General features: G+C 39.0%; 10 protein-coding genes and 4 pseudogenes. 11 read left to right on the top strand and 3 right to left on the bottom strand.

Annotation, left to right across the window (positions count from 1 at the left end):
• Positions 1 to 8 precede the first annotated feature (8 nt).
• The 4 genes and pseudogenes from RGF10_RS20890 (at position 9) to RGF10_RS20875 (ending at position 4,721) form a co-directional block, all read left to right on the top strand.
• Complete coding sequence (locus RGF10_RS20890; protein WP_318505479.1) at positions 9 to 890, top strand: amidase domain-containing protein; 882 nt, start codon at positions 9 to 11, stop codon at positions 888 to 890.
• A 138-nt stretch (positions 891 to 1,028) separates the two neighbouring features.
• Positions 1,029 to 1,510 (top strand): annotated as a pseudogene (trmL, locus tag RGF10_RS20885) (tRNA (uridine(34)/cytosine(34)/5-carboxymethylaminomethyluridine(34)-2'-O)-methyltransferase TrmL).
• A gap of 112 nt (positions 1,511 to 1,622) precedes the next feature.
• Positions 1,623 to 2,372 (top strand): oxygen-insensitive NADPH nitroreductase, encoded by a 750-nt coding sequence (nfsA, locus tag RGF10_RS20880; RefSeq protein ID WP_318505477.1) that lies wholly within the window; start codon positions 1,623 to 1,625, stop codon positions 2,370 to 2,372.
• Between the two features lie 453 nt (positions 2,373 to 2,825).
• Entirely contained in the window at positions 2,826 to 4,721 is a 1,896-nt protein-coding gene (locus RGF10_RS20875) for a PrkA family serine protein kinase (protein WP_318505474.1), read from the top strand.
• A gap of 46 nt (positions 4,722 to 4,767) precedes the next feature.
• On the opposite strand, the gene RGF10_RS20870 is transcribed toward RGF10_RS20875, so the two are convergent.
• Both RGF10_RS20870 and RGF10_RS20865 read right to left on the bottom strand, forming a co-directional pair.
• Positions 4,768 to 5,055: a hypothetical protein gene (locus tag RGF10_RS20870; RefSeq protein WP_318505472.1), complete on the bottom strand. Its 288-nt coding sequence runs from the start codon at positions 5,053 to 5,055 to the stop codon at positions 4,768 to 4,770.
• A 14-nt stretch (positions 5,056 to 5,069) separates the two neighbouring features.
• Complete coding sequence (locus RGF10_RS20865; protein WP_318509631.1) at positions 5,070 to 6,290, bottom strand: MFS transporter; 1,221 nt, start codon at positions 6,288 to 6,290, stop codon at positions 5,070 to 5,072.
• 192 nt (positions 6,291 to 6,482) lie between these two features.
• Between RGF10_RS20865 and RGF10_RS20860 the strand changes: the two genes are divergently transcribed.
• The 5 genes and pseudogenes from RGF10_RS20860 (at position 6,483) to cysC (ending at position 10,314) form a co-directional block, all read left to right on the top strand.
• Complete coding sequence (locus RGF10_RS20860; RefSeq protein ID WP_318505470.1) at positions 6,483 to 7,268, top strand: phosphosulfolactate synthase; 786 nt, start codon at positions 6,483 to 6,485, stop codon at positions 7,266 to 7,268.
• On the top strand, positions 7,234 to 7,761 hold the full coding sequence (locus tag RGF10_RS20855; protein WP_318505468.1) for a histidine phosphatase family protein: 528 nt from the start codon (positions 7,234 to 7,236) through the stop codon (positions 7,759 to 7,761). Before RGF10_RS20860 ends, RGF10_RS20855 begins: the two co-directional genes overlap by 35 nt.
• A 43-nt stretch (positions 7,762 to 7,804) precedes the next feature.
• Positions 7,805 to 8,524 (top strand): phosphoadenylyl-sulfate reductase, encoded by a 720-nt coding sequence (locus RGF10_RS20850; RefSeq protein WP_412176651.1) that lies wholly within the window; start codon positions 7,805 to 7,807, stop codon positions 8,522 to 8,524.
• 30 nt (positions 8,525 to 8,554) lie between these two features.
• Positions 8,555 to 9,711 (top strand): annotated as a pseudogene (sat, locus tag RGF10_RS20845) (sulfate adenylyltransferase).
• Positions 9,712 to 9,714: 3 nt separating this feature from the next.
• Positions 9,715 to 10,314: an adenylyl-sulfate kinase gene (cysC, locus tag RGF10_RS20840; RefSeq protein ID WP_318505466.1), complete on the top strand. Its 600-nt coding sequence runs from the start codon at positions 9,715 to 9,717 to the stop codon at positions 10,312 to 10,314.
• A 12-nt stretch (positions 10,315 to 10,326) separates the two neighbouring features.
• Here cysC and RGF10_RS20835 read toward each other — a convergent pair whose 3' ends face one another.
• A complete protein-coding gene (locus RGF10_RS20835) occupies positions 10,327 to 10,992 on the bottom strand; it encodes a YitT family protein (RefSeq protein WP_412176650.1) in 666 nt (221 codons plus the stop codon).
• A gap of 281 nt (positions 10,993 to 11,273) precedes the next feature.
• On the opposite strand from RGF10_RS20835, the pseudogene yhbH reads away from it, so the two are divergent.
• Both yhbH and RGF10_RS20825 read left to right on the top strand, forming a co-directional pair.
• Positions 11,274 to 12,448 (top strand): annotated as a pseudogene (gene yhbH, locus RGF10_RS20830) (sporulation protein YhbH).
• A 448-nt stretch (positions 12,449 to 12,896) separates the two neighbouring features.
• Positions 12,897 to 13,774, top strand: a pseudogene (locus RGF10_RS20825) (branched-chain amino acid ABC transporter permease).
• The last annotated feature ends 6 nt before the right edge of the window (positions 13,775 to 13,780 follow it).

Below are 13,780 nucleotides of genomic sequence, written 5' to 3'. Positions count from 1 at the left end.
GGATGTCGATGCGCTTGCAGCTGCAGCAGCTATTAGAGGCACGAGTTCAGCAATGTGTCAAAGAGCAGAGAAATAAGGATGCCTGCCCAAAGATCGAAAGAAAAAAAGCCAGTCTATCAAAGAGAGATGCGGAAATTGTAAAGGCGAAGGCGAAGGGACAGATTACCGATAAAATCGAACAGAATGACCATGTCGATGTTTTTTATTCTGTTCATTTTCAATATTTAATTAAACAAAAAGGGTTGCTTTATTTAGAAGAAGAGATTGAAAAAAGAAAAGCATCTTTTTTTAGAGAAAAAATAATAGATGATCATGAGTTAATCCCTCCATTGTTTCCTAGTCCATCGGTTGTAAGCAAGCAGCACCAGCAAGAGGGGTCTTTTACGCCAGATAACAAGCGGGCTTATCAGTATAACCGCTTAAAGGCAGTGCAGTATGCGGAAAAGTGGTGGAATTCGTATAATCCTGCTTATATGAAATTTGAAAATGACTGTACTAATTTTATTTCACAATGCTTGCATCAGGGTGGAGCACCGTTGTGGGGTTATCCCACTCGTGGAAAAGGCTGGTGGCTGAGAGGGAAAAATTACAGCTATAGCTGGGCTGTGGCTAATTCGCTGAAGCAATATTTAAATCTATCGAAACAGGGCTTACGGGCTCAGGCAGTAAGTAGTCCAGAACAGCTTATACTTGGAGATATTATTTGCTATGATTTTCAGGGCAATGGGCGTTTTGATCATAATACGATTGTAACTGGTAAGGATGCTACCGGGATGCCGCTTGTTAATGCTCATACGTATAACAGCCGGCAGCGCTACTGGGCATATGAGGACTCGAGTGCCTATACACCAAACATTCAATATCGCTTTTATTCGATAATAGATGGATGAAACCTGCTTGAATCAAGGCGGGAGAATGGTATAATAGCATGTAGATTTTGTTTGTAATTGGAATAGGATTATAACTTAGAAAAGACTGTAGCCAAGCACCCTGGGCATGTAGCTTCTGCTTTTCTTATTTTATTAGAGGTGAATATTGTGGGAATACATGTCGTACTTTTCCAACCTGAAATTCCGGCGAACACGGGAAATATTGCTCGAACTTGTGCAGCAACTGATACAACATTACATTTAATACGTCCACTAGGTTTTTCAACTGATGATAAAATGCTAAAACGTGCTGGTCTAGACTACTGGCAGTTTGTGAATATTGTTTACTATGATTCGATAGACGAATTTTTTGAAAAGAATGTGGGGGGCAGTTTTTTTATCTATCAAAATTTGGTGAAAAGCCGCACACAACCTTTGATTACAGTGATTTGGACCAGGATTATTTCTTTATGTTTGGCAGGGAAACTACTGGGTTACCTAAGGATTTAATCGCAAATAATAAAGACCGTTGTCTTCGTATCCCGATGAATGAAAATGTTCGTTCATTAAACTTATCGAATACTGCGGCGATCCTTATTTATGAAGCTCTGCGACAACAAAACTATCGCAATCTGGCTTAATCCGAAGTTTATAAAAGCAAAACAACCAGATTTTTCTAGTCAGTTTGTTTTGCTTTTTTTCTTTTCAAGGTTTTGTTTTAATAAGAAGAGGAAAATGAAGGAAGGGATCAAGATGAACGAGGTAATTGAAACGATATTGAATCATCGCTCGATTCGAAAATTTGAGGACAGGCCACTTACACATGATCAAATCGAGAAAATTGTTACAAGCGCCCAGGCGGCTTCAACTTCAAGCTACATACAGGCATATACAATTATCGGGGTGACAGATAAAGAGAAGAAGGAAAGGCTCGCAGAGTTGGCTGGAAACCAAACCTATGTTGCCGAGAATGGTATATTTCTTGTTTTTTGTGGGGATTTACATCGACACGAAATAGCTGGCAGAATGGAAGAAAAAGATGTTATCCCATCACTTGAAAGCACTGAAAAGTTTATGGTAGCTTTAATTGATGCTGCTTTGGCTGCGCAAAATGCAGCAATTGCAGCCGAATCGATGGGACTTGGACTGTGCTTTATTGGGGGAATTCGCAATCATTTAGCTGAGGTGCAAACATTATTAAAAACACCAGAGCGCGTTATTCCCTTATTTGGTGTTGCGATCGGGTATCCTGCTAAATCAACGGACAAGAAACCTCGCTTACCGATGAGTAATATTTATCATGAAAATGAATATCAGCAAAATGAGGAACAGTTTATCGCAGAGATTGAAGACTACAATCGGGTGATTTCCAGTTATTATGAAGAACGAACAAAAGGTAAGCGCAAGGATCGCTGGACCGAGCAGATGGCGAATATGCTGGAGAAAAAATCAAGAATGTATATGAAGGAATTTGTTCAGGCAAATAAATTCGATTTAAAATAATTCTCCTTGTTATAATAAATCAACGAAATTAAAAAGGCAGTCGAGTAACCTCGACTGTCTCTTTCTTTTGGTTTTACTTCTGAATCCCGGTTTGTCATTATAGCCTGCTGTGAAGATCGCGGATAAGAATGCAAGTGTTACACCAACAATTAAGATGAACCCCATGTTTAGATGACCCTCCCATCAAAAAATAACAGATTTAATCAAGCCCTATTATAGCCTATTCCATTCAAAGTGTGAATAAATGTTTAAATATTTTCTTAATAATAAAAATTCTAATGTGTAGTCCATGATTCTTTCGTTAATTTTAGGAAGAATCATCGATATGATGAAAATTTTTATATGGAAAGTCAAAAAGTTGTACCTCCCTTTGCTGTGTTTAGGCATGTTCATTTGTACTTCGGCATAGGATTATATTAGTCGTCTCTGATAAAGCTAGTGGGGGAGGTCCTTATGGATATATTAAAAAAAATTGAGAACTATCGAGTCGAGGAAGAGAAGCTGAAGTGGGAAGGGACGTTTGGGGAGTATTTGGAGCTTGTGAAGGAAAAGCCATGGGTGGCACAATCTGCCCATTCAAGAGTCTATAATATGGTTAAGGATGCTGGGGTAGAGGAAGTTAATAGCCGCAAGCACTATAAATTTTTTGATAATCAATTGTTTGGACTTGAGGAGCCACTGGAGAGATTGGTTGAAGAATATTTTCATCCTGCAGCAAAACGACTTGATGTTAGAAAGCGGATTTTGTTATTAATGGGTCCAGTCAGTGGTGGTAAATCAACATTGGTGACGATGTTAAAAAGAGGCTTGGAGAAATATGCTAGAACTGATCGTGGTGCCCTGTTTGCAATCAAGGGTTGCCCGATGCATGAAGATCCATTACACCTCATTCCGCATCATTTACGTGAAGATTTTTATGAGGAATATGGCATTCGAATCGAAGGGAATCTATCCCCACTCAATATGATGCGCTTGGAGAAAGAATATGGTGGCGTGATTGAGAATGTGATCGTCGAAAGAATATTCTTCTCAGAGGATAAGCGGGTTGGGATTGGTACCTTTAGTCCCTCTGATCCGAAATCACAGGATATTGCCGATTTAACTGGTAGCATAGACTTTTCGACGATTGCCGAATTTGGCTCTGAATCTGACCCGCGGGCCTATCGTTTTGATGGGGAGTTGAACAAAGCTAATCGTGGGATGATGGAATTCCAGGAAATGCTAAAATGTGATGAGAAGTTTCTGTGGCATTTGCTTTCGTTAACCCAGGAAGGGAATTTTAAGGCTGGAAGATTTGCGTTAATCAGTGCCGATGAACTGATTGTGGCTCATACGAATGAGACAGAGTATCGCTCTTTTATATCTAATAAGAAGAATGAGGCGTTACATTCACGGATTATTGTGATGCCAATTCCGTATAATTTAAAGGTGACCCAGGAAGAGAAAATATATGAAAAAATGATTCATGAGAGTGATGTGGCCGATGTTCATATTGCGCCACACACGTTAAAGGTTGCGGCGATGTTCACGATTTTAACACGCTTAAAGGAACCGAAGAAGGGTGACATTGATTTAATTAAGAAAATGCGTCTGTACGATGGTGAAAATGTCGAAGGCTTCAATTCTGCTGATGTCGCAGAGCTTAAAAAGGAGTTCGCCGACGAGGGCATGAGTGGAATCGATCCGCGTTATGTCATTAACCGGATTTCATCGACGATAATTCGTAAAGAAATTCCTTCCATTAATGCACTGGATGTATTGCGGTCATTGAAGGAAGGGTTGGATCAGCATCCGTCCATCACAACGGAATTAAAAGAACGATACTTGAACTTTATCTCTTTAGCTCGGAAAGAGTACGATGACATCGCCAAGAAAGAGGTTCAAAAGGCATTTGTGTATTCCTATGAGGAATCTGCAAAAACATTGATGGACAATTATCTTGATAATGTAGAGGCATATTGCAATAAGGCAAAGCTGCGTGACGTTCTTACTGGGGAAGAAATTAATCCAGATGAGAAGTTAATGCGCTCGATTGAAGAGCAGATTGGTATTTCCGAAAATGCGAAGAAGGCCTTCCGTGAAGAAATATTAATTCGGATTTCTGCTTATGCCCGTAAAGGGAAGCGATTTGACTATAATTCACACGATCGCCTTCGTGAGGCCATTCAGAAAAAATTATTTGCTGATTTAAAGGATGTCGTAAAAATCACAACTTCTTCTAAAACGCCAGATGAACAACAATTGAAAAAAATCAACGAGGTTGTGGCACGATTGGTCGATGAGCACGGCTATAATTCAACCTCAGCGAATGAATTATTGCGCTATGTAGGTAGCTTATTAAATCGTTAAACAATTAAAGACTAAGGGGCTAGCTGTTTAAGCTAGCCTCTTCCTTTTATTTTTCTGAATCTTCTTCTTCCTTAAGATTGATTTTTTTACAACCGACATATAAGCAAGTGTAAATTTCGATACCCTCTTTTGCTTTCGTAAGCCCTTTTAGATAAGGCTTCACTAAGTCCTTAAAGTCAGAACCAACACCCTCTTCTTCTAAAATCCCATAAACGTACAATTTTTTTTCATCAAACAAGAGAGCAACGTTTCCGACCGCTTTACTGTTCATATCCACCACATTTAAAACTTGAAAGGTGGGAGTGATGACCTCAGGTGAAAAATATATTTGCAAAATAAGTTACCTCCTTAGGAAAATTGCAATTTATCGAATAAGCTATCGCGTGATTCCGATGGTTTCTTCTTCTTAACATGAATAAGAGTGAAACAAAGTAATCCTGCAAAAAGGGTTAGTCCAGCAGTTGTTAGAAACATACCTGTTCGGGACCATTCCATTAATGTGCTAAAAATTGGTGGACCAATCGCGACCCCTAAAAAGCGGACAGAGCCATAAAGGGAAGTAACAAAGCCACGCCGGTCGGATGGAACGGAGCCGGTAATGAAGCTGTTGATACACGGAAGGACAAGCCCTGTTCCGATACTGCTAATGACAAGCACAGAGAAAAATGGAACTAATTTATGAAAGAAAATTAAGCATGAAAAGGATGCGGTCATAAGTAAAGTACCTAATACAATTAATGTTTTCATTAAGCCCATATTTTTGCCGATTTTACTTCCTGTTACATACGATGTTGTTGTCATGAATAGCAATGGGATTGCTAAAATACTACCTTTAAGAATCCCGTCAATCTGATGATCTTTTTCGAGAATATCAGAAATGTAAAAAAGAATTCCAAATAGTGCAAACAAGCAAATTGCCCCAGTAAAGTAGGCAGCAAATAACCAACGACCTTCTGTTTTAAAAACTGAAACAAGTCCTTTTACATATTTTCCTAGTGGTGGGGGTTCTTTTTCAGCCTTCTTTTCTTTAATGAAAAAAATTGTTAATAAAATCGAGACAAGGCAGAAGATTGGGAATGCAAAAAAGGCAGCATACCAAAATAATAGAGCGAATAAAGAACCAAGTATCGGACTTATTACCTTTCCAAAGCCATTTGAAGCCTCTACTAGACCAAGGACCTTACTTTGCTTTGCTCCTTTAAATAAATCCCCTGTTAAGGCCATGGCGATTGGAGCTGTGCCAGCCGCTCCAATTCCTTGCATAATACGACCTGCAAGGATCCAAGTGTAGGCATTGGAGAACCAGGCCGATGCTGCTCCGGCCAATAACCCTCCACTACCATACAAAATAAGAGCAGGGATGATAATCGCTTTCCGTGAGAATCGATCGGATAAATACCCTAATATCGGAATGGAAATTGCGGCTGCAATTGAAAAGACCGAGATGATAAGACTAATTTTAAATTGGGTTACATCCAGCTCAGTCTTCATTTTTGGCAATAAGGGAATTAGCATTGAATTCCCAAGCACCAAAATCATTGGAATCGAACCGATTGCAACAACGGTCATCCCATTCGGTTTTTGCTTTGACAAGGAATGTCCACCCCTATCTTAAGAAATGAAAGCTTTTCTAGTGTTTGATTGCTCACGCAAGATTATGCACAGTAAATAGCCTAATTCCTAAGGAAATAGCCCAATATTTACACATTTACCCATTATTTGAATACTCTATCCTAGAATATTGAGGAGGCGTATTCCCTAATGGATTTTTTAGATCTTCCAAAAAGGACTTCAGGTCAGAGAGCGTATGGTTTGACTTCTATAGCTGATTTCGGTACTCCGATTGGGGAGCTTAAGTCTATATTAGCTGATTATTCAAGCATGATTGATATTGCGAAATTAGGAATCGGCACCGCTTATGTAACACCAAATATAAAAGAAAAAGTAAAACTTTATCAGGAATATGAAATAATCCCATATTGTGGTGGAACATTGTTTGAAAAATGTTATTTTCAAAATAAAATCCCCGAATATGTTCAATTTTTAAAAGGCTTAGGAATTGAATGGGTAGAGGTATCAAATGGAACGTTAGATATTCCTTTAGCTGAACGCCTTTCCCTTATTTTAAAACTAAAAGATGATTTTCATGTCATATCTGAAGTGGGCTCAAAGGATTGTGCGAAGGAGATATCGATAGCGGAGTGGAAAAGCGAAATAGCGCTTCTTTTAGATGCAGGCTGTCAGTATGTAATTACCGAAGGAAGAGATTCAGGAACTTCAGGGATTTATCAAAAAGACGGAGAGGTGAAAAGTCAACTTATCCAAGAATTGATGATGGATCTTGATCAAGAGCGAATTATTTTTGAAGCTCCAACGGCAAAGCATCAAATGTATTTTATTAAACAATTTGGGCCAAACGTAAATCTGGGGAATGTAAAGATACAGGACGTAGTCGTGCTTGAGGCACAACGGCTAGGATTGAGAAGTGAAACTTTTTTTATGGAGGATCAGCATGCACATTACGCTAATTCGTCATCTCCCGACTGAGTGGAATAAAGCTCAAAAGCTTCAAGGCCGAAAGGATATCGATCTTGACCCAATTACAGAGGATTTCATGAGTAAAATCGAGGAAAATAAAGTGTTATTAAATGTGTTTGCCCCATTTGATCTTGTCTTAGCTAGCACGTTAAAGCGTACTCATCAAACGGCAAAACTATATGGGTATAAACCAGAAACTGATGCATTATTAGATGAGTTAGATTTTGGACCTTATGAAGGCAGATCAAAAGAAGAGTTGATAGCAGCGTACGAACATCAATGGCTTGAAAACCCCAAAAATCTCATTCTCGGTGAGAGTCTTGTTAACCTTGAAAATCGAGTTACTTCTTTCCTGGAAAAATATAGAGGCTATTCCAATCTGTTAGTGTTTGGCCATGGGTCATGGATTCGGGCGATTGTTTCCTATTATCATTATGGTGACATTAACAAAATGAATAAAATGACGGTCGATAATAATCAATGCATTAGATTACGATTTTGAGGTGTTCGAATGAAGAAAAGAGAGAGAAACGGAGGGAGTTAGCTTGGCCGAAACGTTAACGTATGAGCGATGGAACGAAGAGCAGGTGTCAAATTTATTAGAAAAGAATCGGGATTATTTGGACGTTCTAAGGTGGGCCTATCAGGAATACGGCAAGGATATTCTCTATGCATGTAGCTTTGGTGCAGAAGGGATTGTTTTGATTGATTTGATTTCAATAATAAAAAAAGATGCTCGCATCGTGTTTTTAGATACAGGGCTGCATTTTGAAGAGACATATGAATTAATTCAAAAGGTAAAAGAACGGTATCCAACACTACAAATTGATCTGATCAAACCGAACATGTCTTTGTCAAATCAAACGAAGTGGTATGGGGATGAGCTTTGGAAGGATAATCCCAATCTTTGCTGCCACATGCGAAAAATCGTTCCGCTAACGGAGGAATTAAACGGGGTAAGCGCTTGGATTTCAGGACTGAGACGAGAGCAATCTCCTTCTAGAAGCAAAATCCAGTATATTAATAAAGATGAAAAGTTTAAAAAAATAAAGATTTGTCCACTAATTCATTGGACATGGGAGGAGATATTGATGTATATCGATGTGCATCAACTCCCAATTAATCCTTTGCATTATCAAGGATATCCGAGTATCGGTTGTGCACCTTGCACATCAAAGGTGAGTGGAGATACGGATTTTCGTGCAGGCAGATGGGCCGGAATGAATAAAACAGAATGCGGTCTTCACTCAAATGATGGCTCATAAAAAGTAGAAAAGCAATGGGGAGGTAAAACGGTGAGTGTTAGTCAACCGCATGGTGGTATACTTATTCAACGAATGAACCTTGGGATGAAAATAGATTCATCTCTGAAGAGTGTTGAACTAGATAAGCAGGAATTAAGTGATCTTGAGCTGATTGCAAATGGTGGATATAGTCCGCTTGAGGGATTTATGGGTAAAGCGGACTACGATTCTGTCGTCAAGAAAATGCGGCTAGTAAACGGAATTCCATGGTCCATTCCGATTACATTAACGATTGATCATAAAGATGCTCCAAATTTCGTGATTGGGGAACGGGTGAACCTTACGTTTGATGGAACGATTTATGGGGTGATGGAACTGGAAGATATCTATGTTCCTGATAAAAAGATAGAGGCAAAAATGGTGTACCGCACTACGGACCGGGCTCATCCTGGTGTTCAAAAATTATATAATCGAAAGGCTGTATATATTGGCGGTCCGATAACCTTAATAAAATATCCTGATAAAGAAGAGTTTGCCCACTTCCATTTAGACCCGATTCAAACACGAAAAACATTTGCTGATCTTGGTTGGAAAACAGTTGTCGGTTTTCAAACTAGAAATCCGGTCCACAGGGCCCACGAATACATTCAAAAATCAGCACTTGAATTAGTCGATGGTCTGTTTTTAAATCCACTTGTTGGCGAAACAAAGGAAGATGATATTCCAAGTGGGATTCGAATGAAAAGCTACCAGGTCTTACTGGAAAAATACTATCCAAAAAATCGTGTCTTCTTGTCCGTTTTTCCTGCGGCGATGCGGTATGCCGGGCCAAGAGAGGCTATTTTTCATGCGATTGTCCGCAAAAATTATGGCTGTACGCATTTTATCGTCGGCAGAGATCATGCTGGTGTAGGAAATTATTATGGAACATACGATGCCCAAAAGATTTTTAGTTATTATCAAGATGGGGAACTGGGGATTCAGCCATTGTTCTTTGAACATAGCTTTTATTGTAAAAAATGTGAGAACATGGCATCAGAAAAAACCTGTCCTCATTCCGTAGAGAATCATGTAATACTATCCGGAACAAAGGTCCGGGGATGTTAAAAAATGGTGTTAAACCACCAAAGGAATTTAGCCGTCCAGAGGTAGTTGAAATATTAATCGAGGGAATGCAGGAACCCAATATTAAAAATTTAAGGGTGTAGGATATGGAGAGACAGAATAATATCATATGGCACCACGCGTCCGTAACGAAGAAAGGCCGACATTGCTTAAACGGACACAAAAGCTGTGTTCTTTGGTTTACAGGCCTATCGGGGTCCGGAAAATCTACGTTAGCTAATGCTGTCGATCATGAATTGTATCGGCAGGGTTACCATAGCTATGTGTTGGACGGTGATAATATCCGACATGGGTTAAACAGAGACTTAGGGTTTGGGGAAAAAGATCGGAAGGAGAATATTCGTAGAATCGGGGAAGTGGCAAAGCTGTTCGTTGATAGTGGTCATATTGTGTCTACTGCGTTTATTTCACCGTTTTTAGCGGATCGCGACTTAGTTCGGTCGATGTTTGAAGAAGATGAGTTTATTGAAATTTTCGTAAGCTGTCCGCTTGCAATTTGTGAGAATCGCGACCCTAAAGGACTGTATCGCAAAGCCCGTAAAGGGCAGATTCCGGATTTTACCGGGATAACTTCACCGTATGAGGCTCCAATTAAACCTGAAATCACCATTGATACTAATAGCATGGCAATTGAAGCTTCGGTGCAGAAAATTTTAGCATATTTAAAAGTAAAGAAGATCCTCTGAGCTGGGTCTTCTTCATTTTATTTTCCGTAAACCATAGGATATAAACGGAATGCTATGAAAATGAAATTTATAGATGTAATCAATGATGTTGGTTGAAAAATATTGGCATATAATCGCAAATAGGACAATTTTATAATTAATAACAAGAGCCGTAAGAACAAAAATAAGGAGATTGATCCACATCATGACCTTCCCAGGGCTCCAACCTTTATATTTTGCAATCATTAACGCTGGTATAACCATTCCACCACTTGATGCTCCTGCTCGAATTAGCACACCAACCCCAATACCGAATAAAATACTCCCACAAGCTAAGTCAATTAAAAGATGAACATGGTAGTGTGGGACATGTGAGGTCAAAATGCTGACAGTTGCTGAAGTAGTTGCAACAGAGAAAATGGTCCTTAATGTCCAAGTGTATCCAAAGTAATTTAGAGCAAATAGTAAAAAGACAATGTTTGCTAGCCATAAAGAAAAGCCCAGCGGCAAATCGAAAAAATAATTCGTTAAGATCGCAATTCCGGCTGCACCACCTGAGGGAATGGAATGTGGAAACAGAAAGAGCGACATCGACATTCCTTGGAGGGCAGCTCCAAAAAATAGACTTATATAAATAAGAAACGGCCGTTTCATTGCGTGCAAACCTGGTTGAATAATCTTGTTTTTTATGTACCTCAATGCGTTCTTCCCCTCTCCTTGTCCATTTTATGAGCAACAAAAAATAAATATGTTGAATCAAAAAAATCATATTTTAGGAGAGTAGAAAAATAGGAAACAGTTGGTTGTCCATTTGGACTAGAACTTTGTATTAATATCATAATTATTAGTAAATTATTTCTTTCTTTTGCATAGGATAAAGTAATCCACATTTCTATTATTCTCTTGTTTAAACACTCTGGATATTGTATGAAAAGGGTTAAAAAAAGGTGCAAAACAAATTTTTTTAAGGAGGGGTAAGATTGACAGATAAAAATAATCATAAGTTTAGTGTCTCCCAAGAAGATTGGTCCCTCCACCGCAAAGGCCACGATGACCAGCAACGTCACCAGGAAAAGGTGCAAGAGGCGATACGTAACAACCTTCCGGATTTGATTACGGAGGAAAGCATTATCATGTCTAACGGTCGCGAAGTGGTCAAAATCCCGATTCGCTCACTAGATGAATACAAGATTCGTTATAATTATGATAAGAACAAACACGTCGGGCAGGGCGATGGAGAAAGTCAGGTCGGGGATGTAATTGCCCGAGATGGCTCGGGACAACAAAAAGGCCCCGGAAAAGGGCAGGGAGCTGGCGATCAAGCCGGGAAGATTACTTTGAGGCAGAGGTCAGCTTAATGGAGCTAGAAGAGGCTTTGTTTAAGCAGTTATCACTACCGAATTTGCAGAAAAAGGAACAAAATGAGGAGCTTGTTGAAAACATTGAGTTCAATGATATTCGTAAAACAGGTTTAATGGGCAATATCGATAAAAAGCGGACAATGATCTCCGCCTTTAAACGGAATGCAATGCAAGGGACACCAGGCTTTCATCCAATTTATCGTGAAGATCTGAAATTTAAAACGTGGAATGAGGTTGTGAAGCCTGAATCCAAGGCAGTTGTTTTAGCGATGATGGATACGAGTGGTTCCATGGGGATTTGGGAAAAATATATGGCTCGAAGCTTCTTCTTCTGGATGACCCGTTTTCTGCGTACGAAGTATGAGACGGTTGAAATTGAATTTATTGCCCACCACACGGAAGCGAAGGTTGTCACCGAGGAAGACTTCTTTACAAGAGGAGAAAGTGGTGGAACGATTTGTTCCTCAGCTTATCGTAAAGCACTGGAGCTGGTGAATGATAAGTATGATCCAAAACGGTATAATATTTATCCTTTTCATTTTTCAGATGGAGATAATTTAACTTCTGATAATGCACGCTGTGTTAAGTTGGTTGAAGAGTTAATGAAGGTTTCAAATATGTTTGGTTACGGTGAAGTAAATCAGTATAATCGTCACTCGACTCTAATGACCGCATACAAAAATATTAAACAGGAAAAATTTCGCCACTATATTCTCAAGCAAAAAGCAGATGTTTTCCATGCGATGAAGAGTTTTTTTAAGCAGGAAGAAGAAAATGGAAAAATGTATGCATAGCCCAAAAATCGACAGGTAGCCGCCTGTCGATTTTTTTATGCTTGAAATATTTTAAAAAGAGGTTTACTATAAATCGCAATAATGGTAAAAATTTCAATAGAATTCACTGTCATAATTTTATTGAAATAGAAATAATATGAAGGGGAATAACAATATATGGGAAGTGTTTTTGTAAATAATGATTAAAGGAATAGATTTGGCGAAAAAAAGTCTTAAATATGAATTTTTTAAAAATTATTTAGTTATAATAACTAGACTTAGAGATTAGAATTATGTACAATGTTTTCAGAATATTAATTTATCGATACTTTTTTAAGGTAGGATTTGAGAAGGGTGGTATTAACCGCAATTTACAGAAAATTTTGATTATAGATAGAAGTGAAAAAGGGGGAGCTCTCCCCTTTCCGAATTTTTACAGAGCTTATAAAAATGAAAGGAGAGTGCGGAAATGGAAATTTTTCAGCAGCTCGTTAATGGTATTTCTCTAGGAAGTATATATGCACTCATCGCGCTCGGCTATACCATGGTCTACGGTATTGTTAAATTAATAAACTTTGCACATGGTGATGTATTTATGGTAGGTGCATTTATCGGTTTTTACTCGATAACGATTTTAGATTTAGGCTTTTTCCAGGCGTTGCTTTTATCAATGGCCGCTTGTGCAATTTTCGGTGTCCTCATCGAAAAAATCGCTTATAAGCCGTTACGTAACGCAACAAGAATCGCAGCATTAATCACAGCAATCGGGGTATCACTCTTGATTGAATACGGGATGATCTATATTAGGGGGCACAGCCTGAAGCCTATCCGGGTGATGTTTTGCCGACTAACAGTATTGATATTTTTGGGGTTTCGATTAGCAGTCAATCGCTATTCATTTTGGGAATATCGATCGCGTTAATGATTATCCTCCAGTTTGTTGTCCATAAGACAAAAATTGGAAAAGCTATGCGAGCTGTCTCTCATGATGCTGAGGCTGCGCAATTAATGGGGATTGATGTCAATAAGACGATTTCAGCAACGTTCGCAATTGGATCTGCTCTTGCCGGTGCTGCTGGGGTAATTTTTGGTACGTATTATATTAAAATTGAGCCTCTTATGGGGATTATTCCTGGATTGAAGGCTTTTGTTGCAGCTGTGCTGGGCGGAATTGGGAGTATTCCAGGCGCAATGGTCGGCGGTTTATTATTAGGAGTAATTGAATCATTAGTAAGTGCATTAGGCTATTCGTTATGGCGTGATGGTGTTGCGTTTATTGTTCTTATCCTTATTTTAATTTTCCGCCCATCTGGTTTGTTTGGCAAAAACGTAAGAGAAAAAGTGTAGGGAGGA

It is taken from the genome of Bacillus sp. T3 (genome assembly GCF_033449965.1).
In the GTDB taxonomy this organism is placed as follows: Bacteria; Bacillota; Bacilli; order Bacillales; family Cytobacillaceae; genus Bacillus_BU.
The sequence above is the reverse complement of the archived record's forward strand: the minus strand, read 5'-3'. Positions and strand labels throughout refer to the sequence as shown.

Bases quoted from the DNA above. Each gene is read 5' to 3' on its own strand.
- RGF10_RS20890 (WP_318505479.1), top strand. From the start codon at position 9: ATGCGCTTGCAGCTGCAGCAGCTATTAGAGGCACGAGTTCAGCAATGT.
- nfsA (WP_318505477.1), top strand. From the start codon at position 1,623: ATGAACGAGGTAATTGAAACGATATTGAATCATCGCTCGATTCGAAAA.
- RGF10_RS20875 (WP_318505474.1), top strand. From the start codon at position 2,826: ATGGATATATTAAAAAAAATTGAGAACTATCGAGTCGAGGAAGAGAAG.
- RGF10_RS20865 (WP_318509631.1), bottom strand. From the start codon at position 6,290: ATGACCGTTGTTGCAATCGGTTCGATTCCAATGATTTTGGTGCTTGGG.
- RGF10_RS20860 (WP_318505470.1), top strand. From the start codon at position 6,483: ATGGATTTTTTAGATCTTCCAAAAAGGACTTCAGGTCAGAGAGCGTAT.
- RGF10_RS20855 (WP_318505468.1), top strand. From the start codon at position 7,234: ATGCACATTACGCTAATTCGTCATCTCCCGACTGAGTGGAATAAAGCT.
- cysC (WP_318505466.1), top strand. From the start codon at position 9,715: ATGGAGAGACAGAATAATATCATATGGCACCACGCGTCCGTAACGAAG.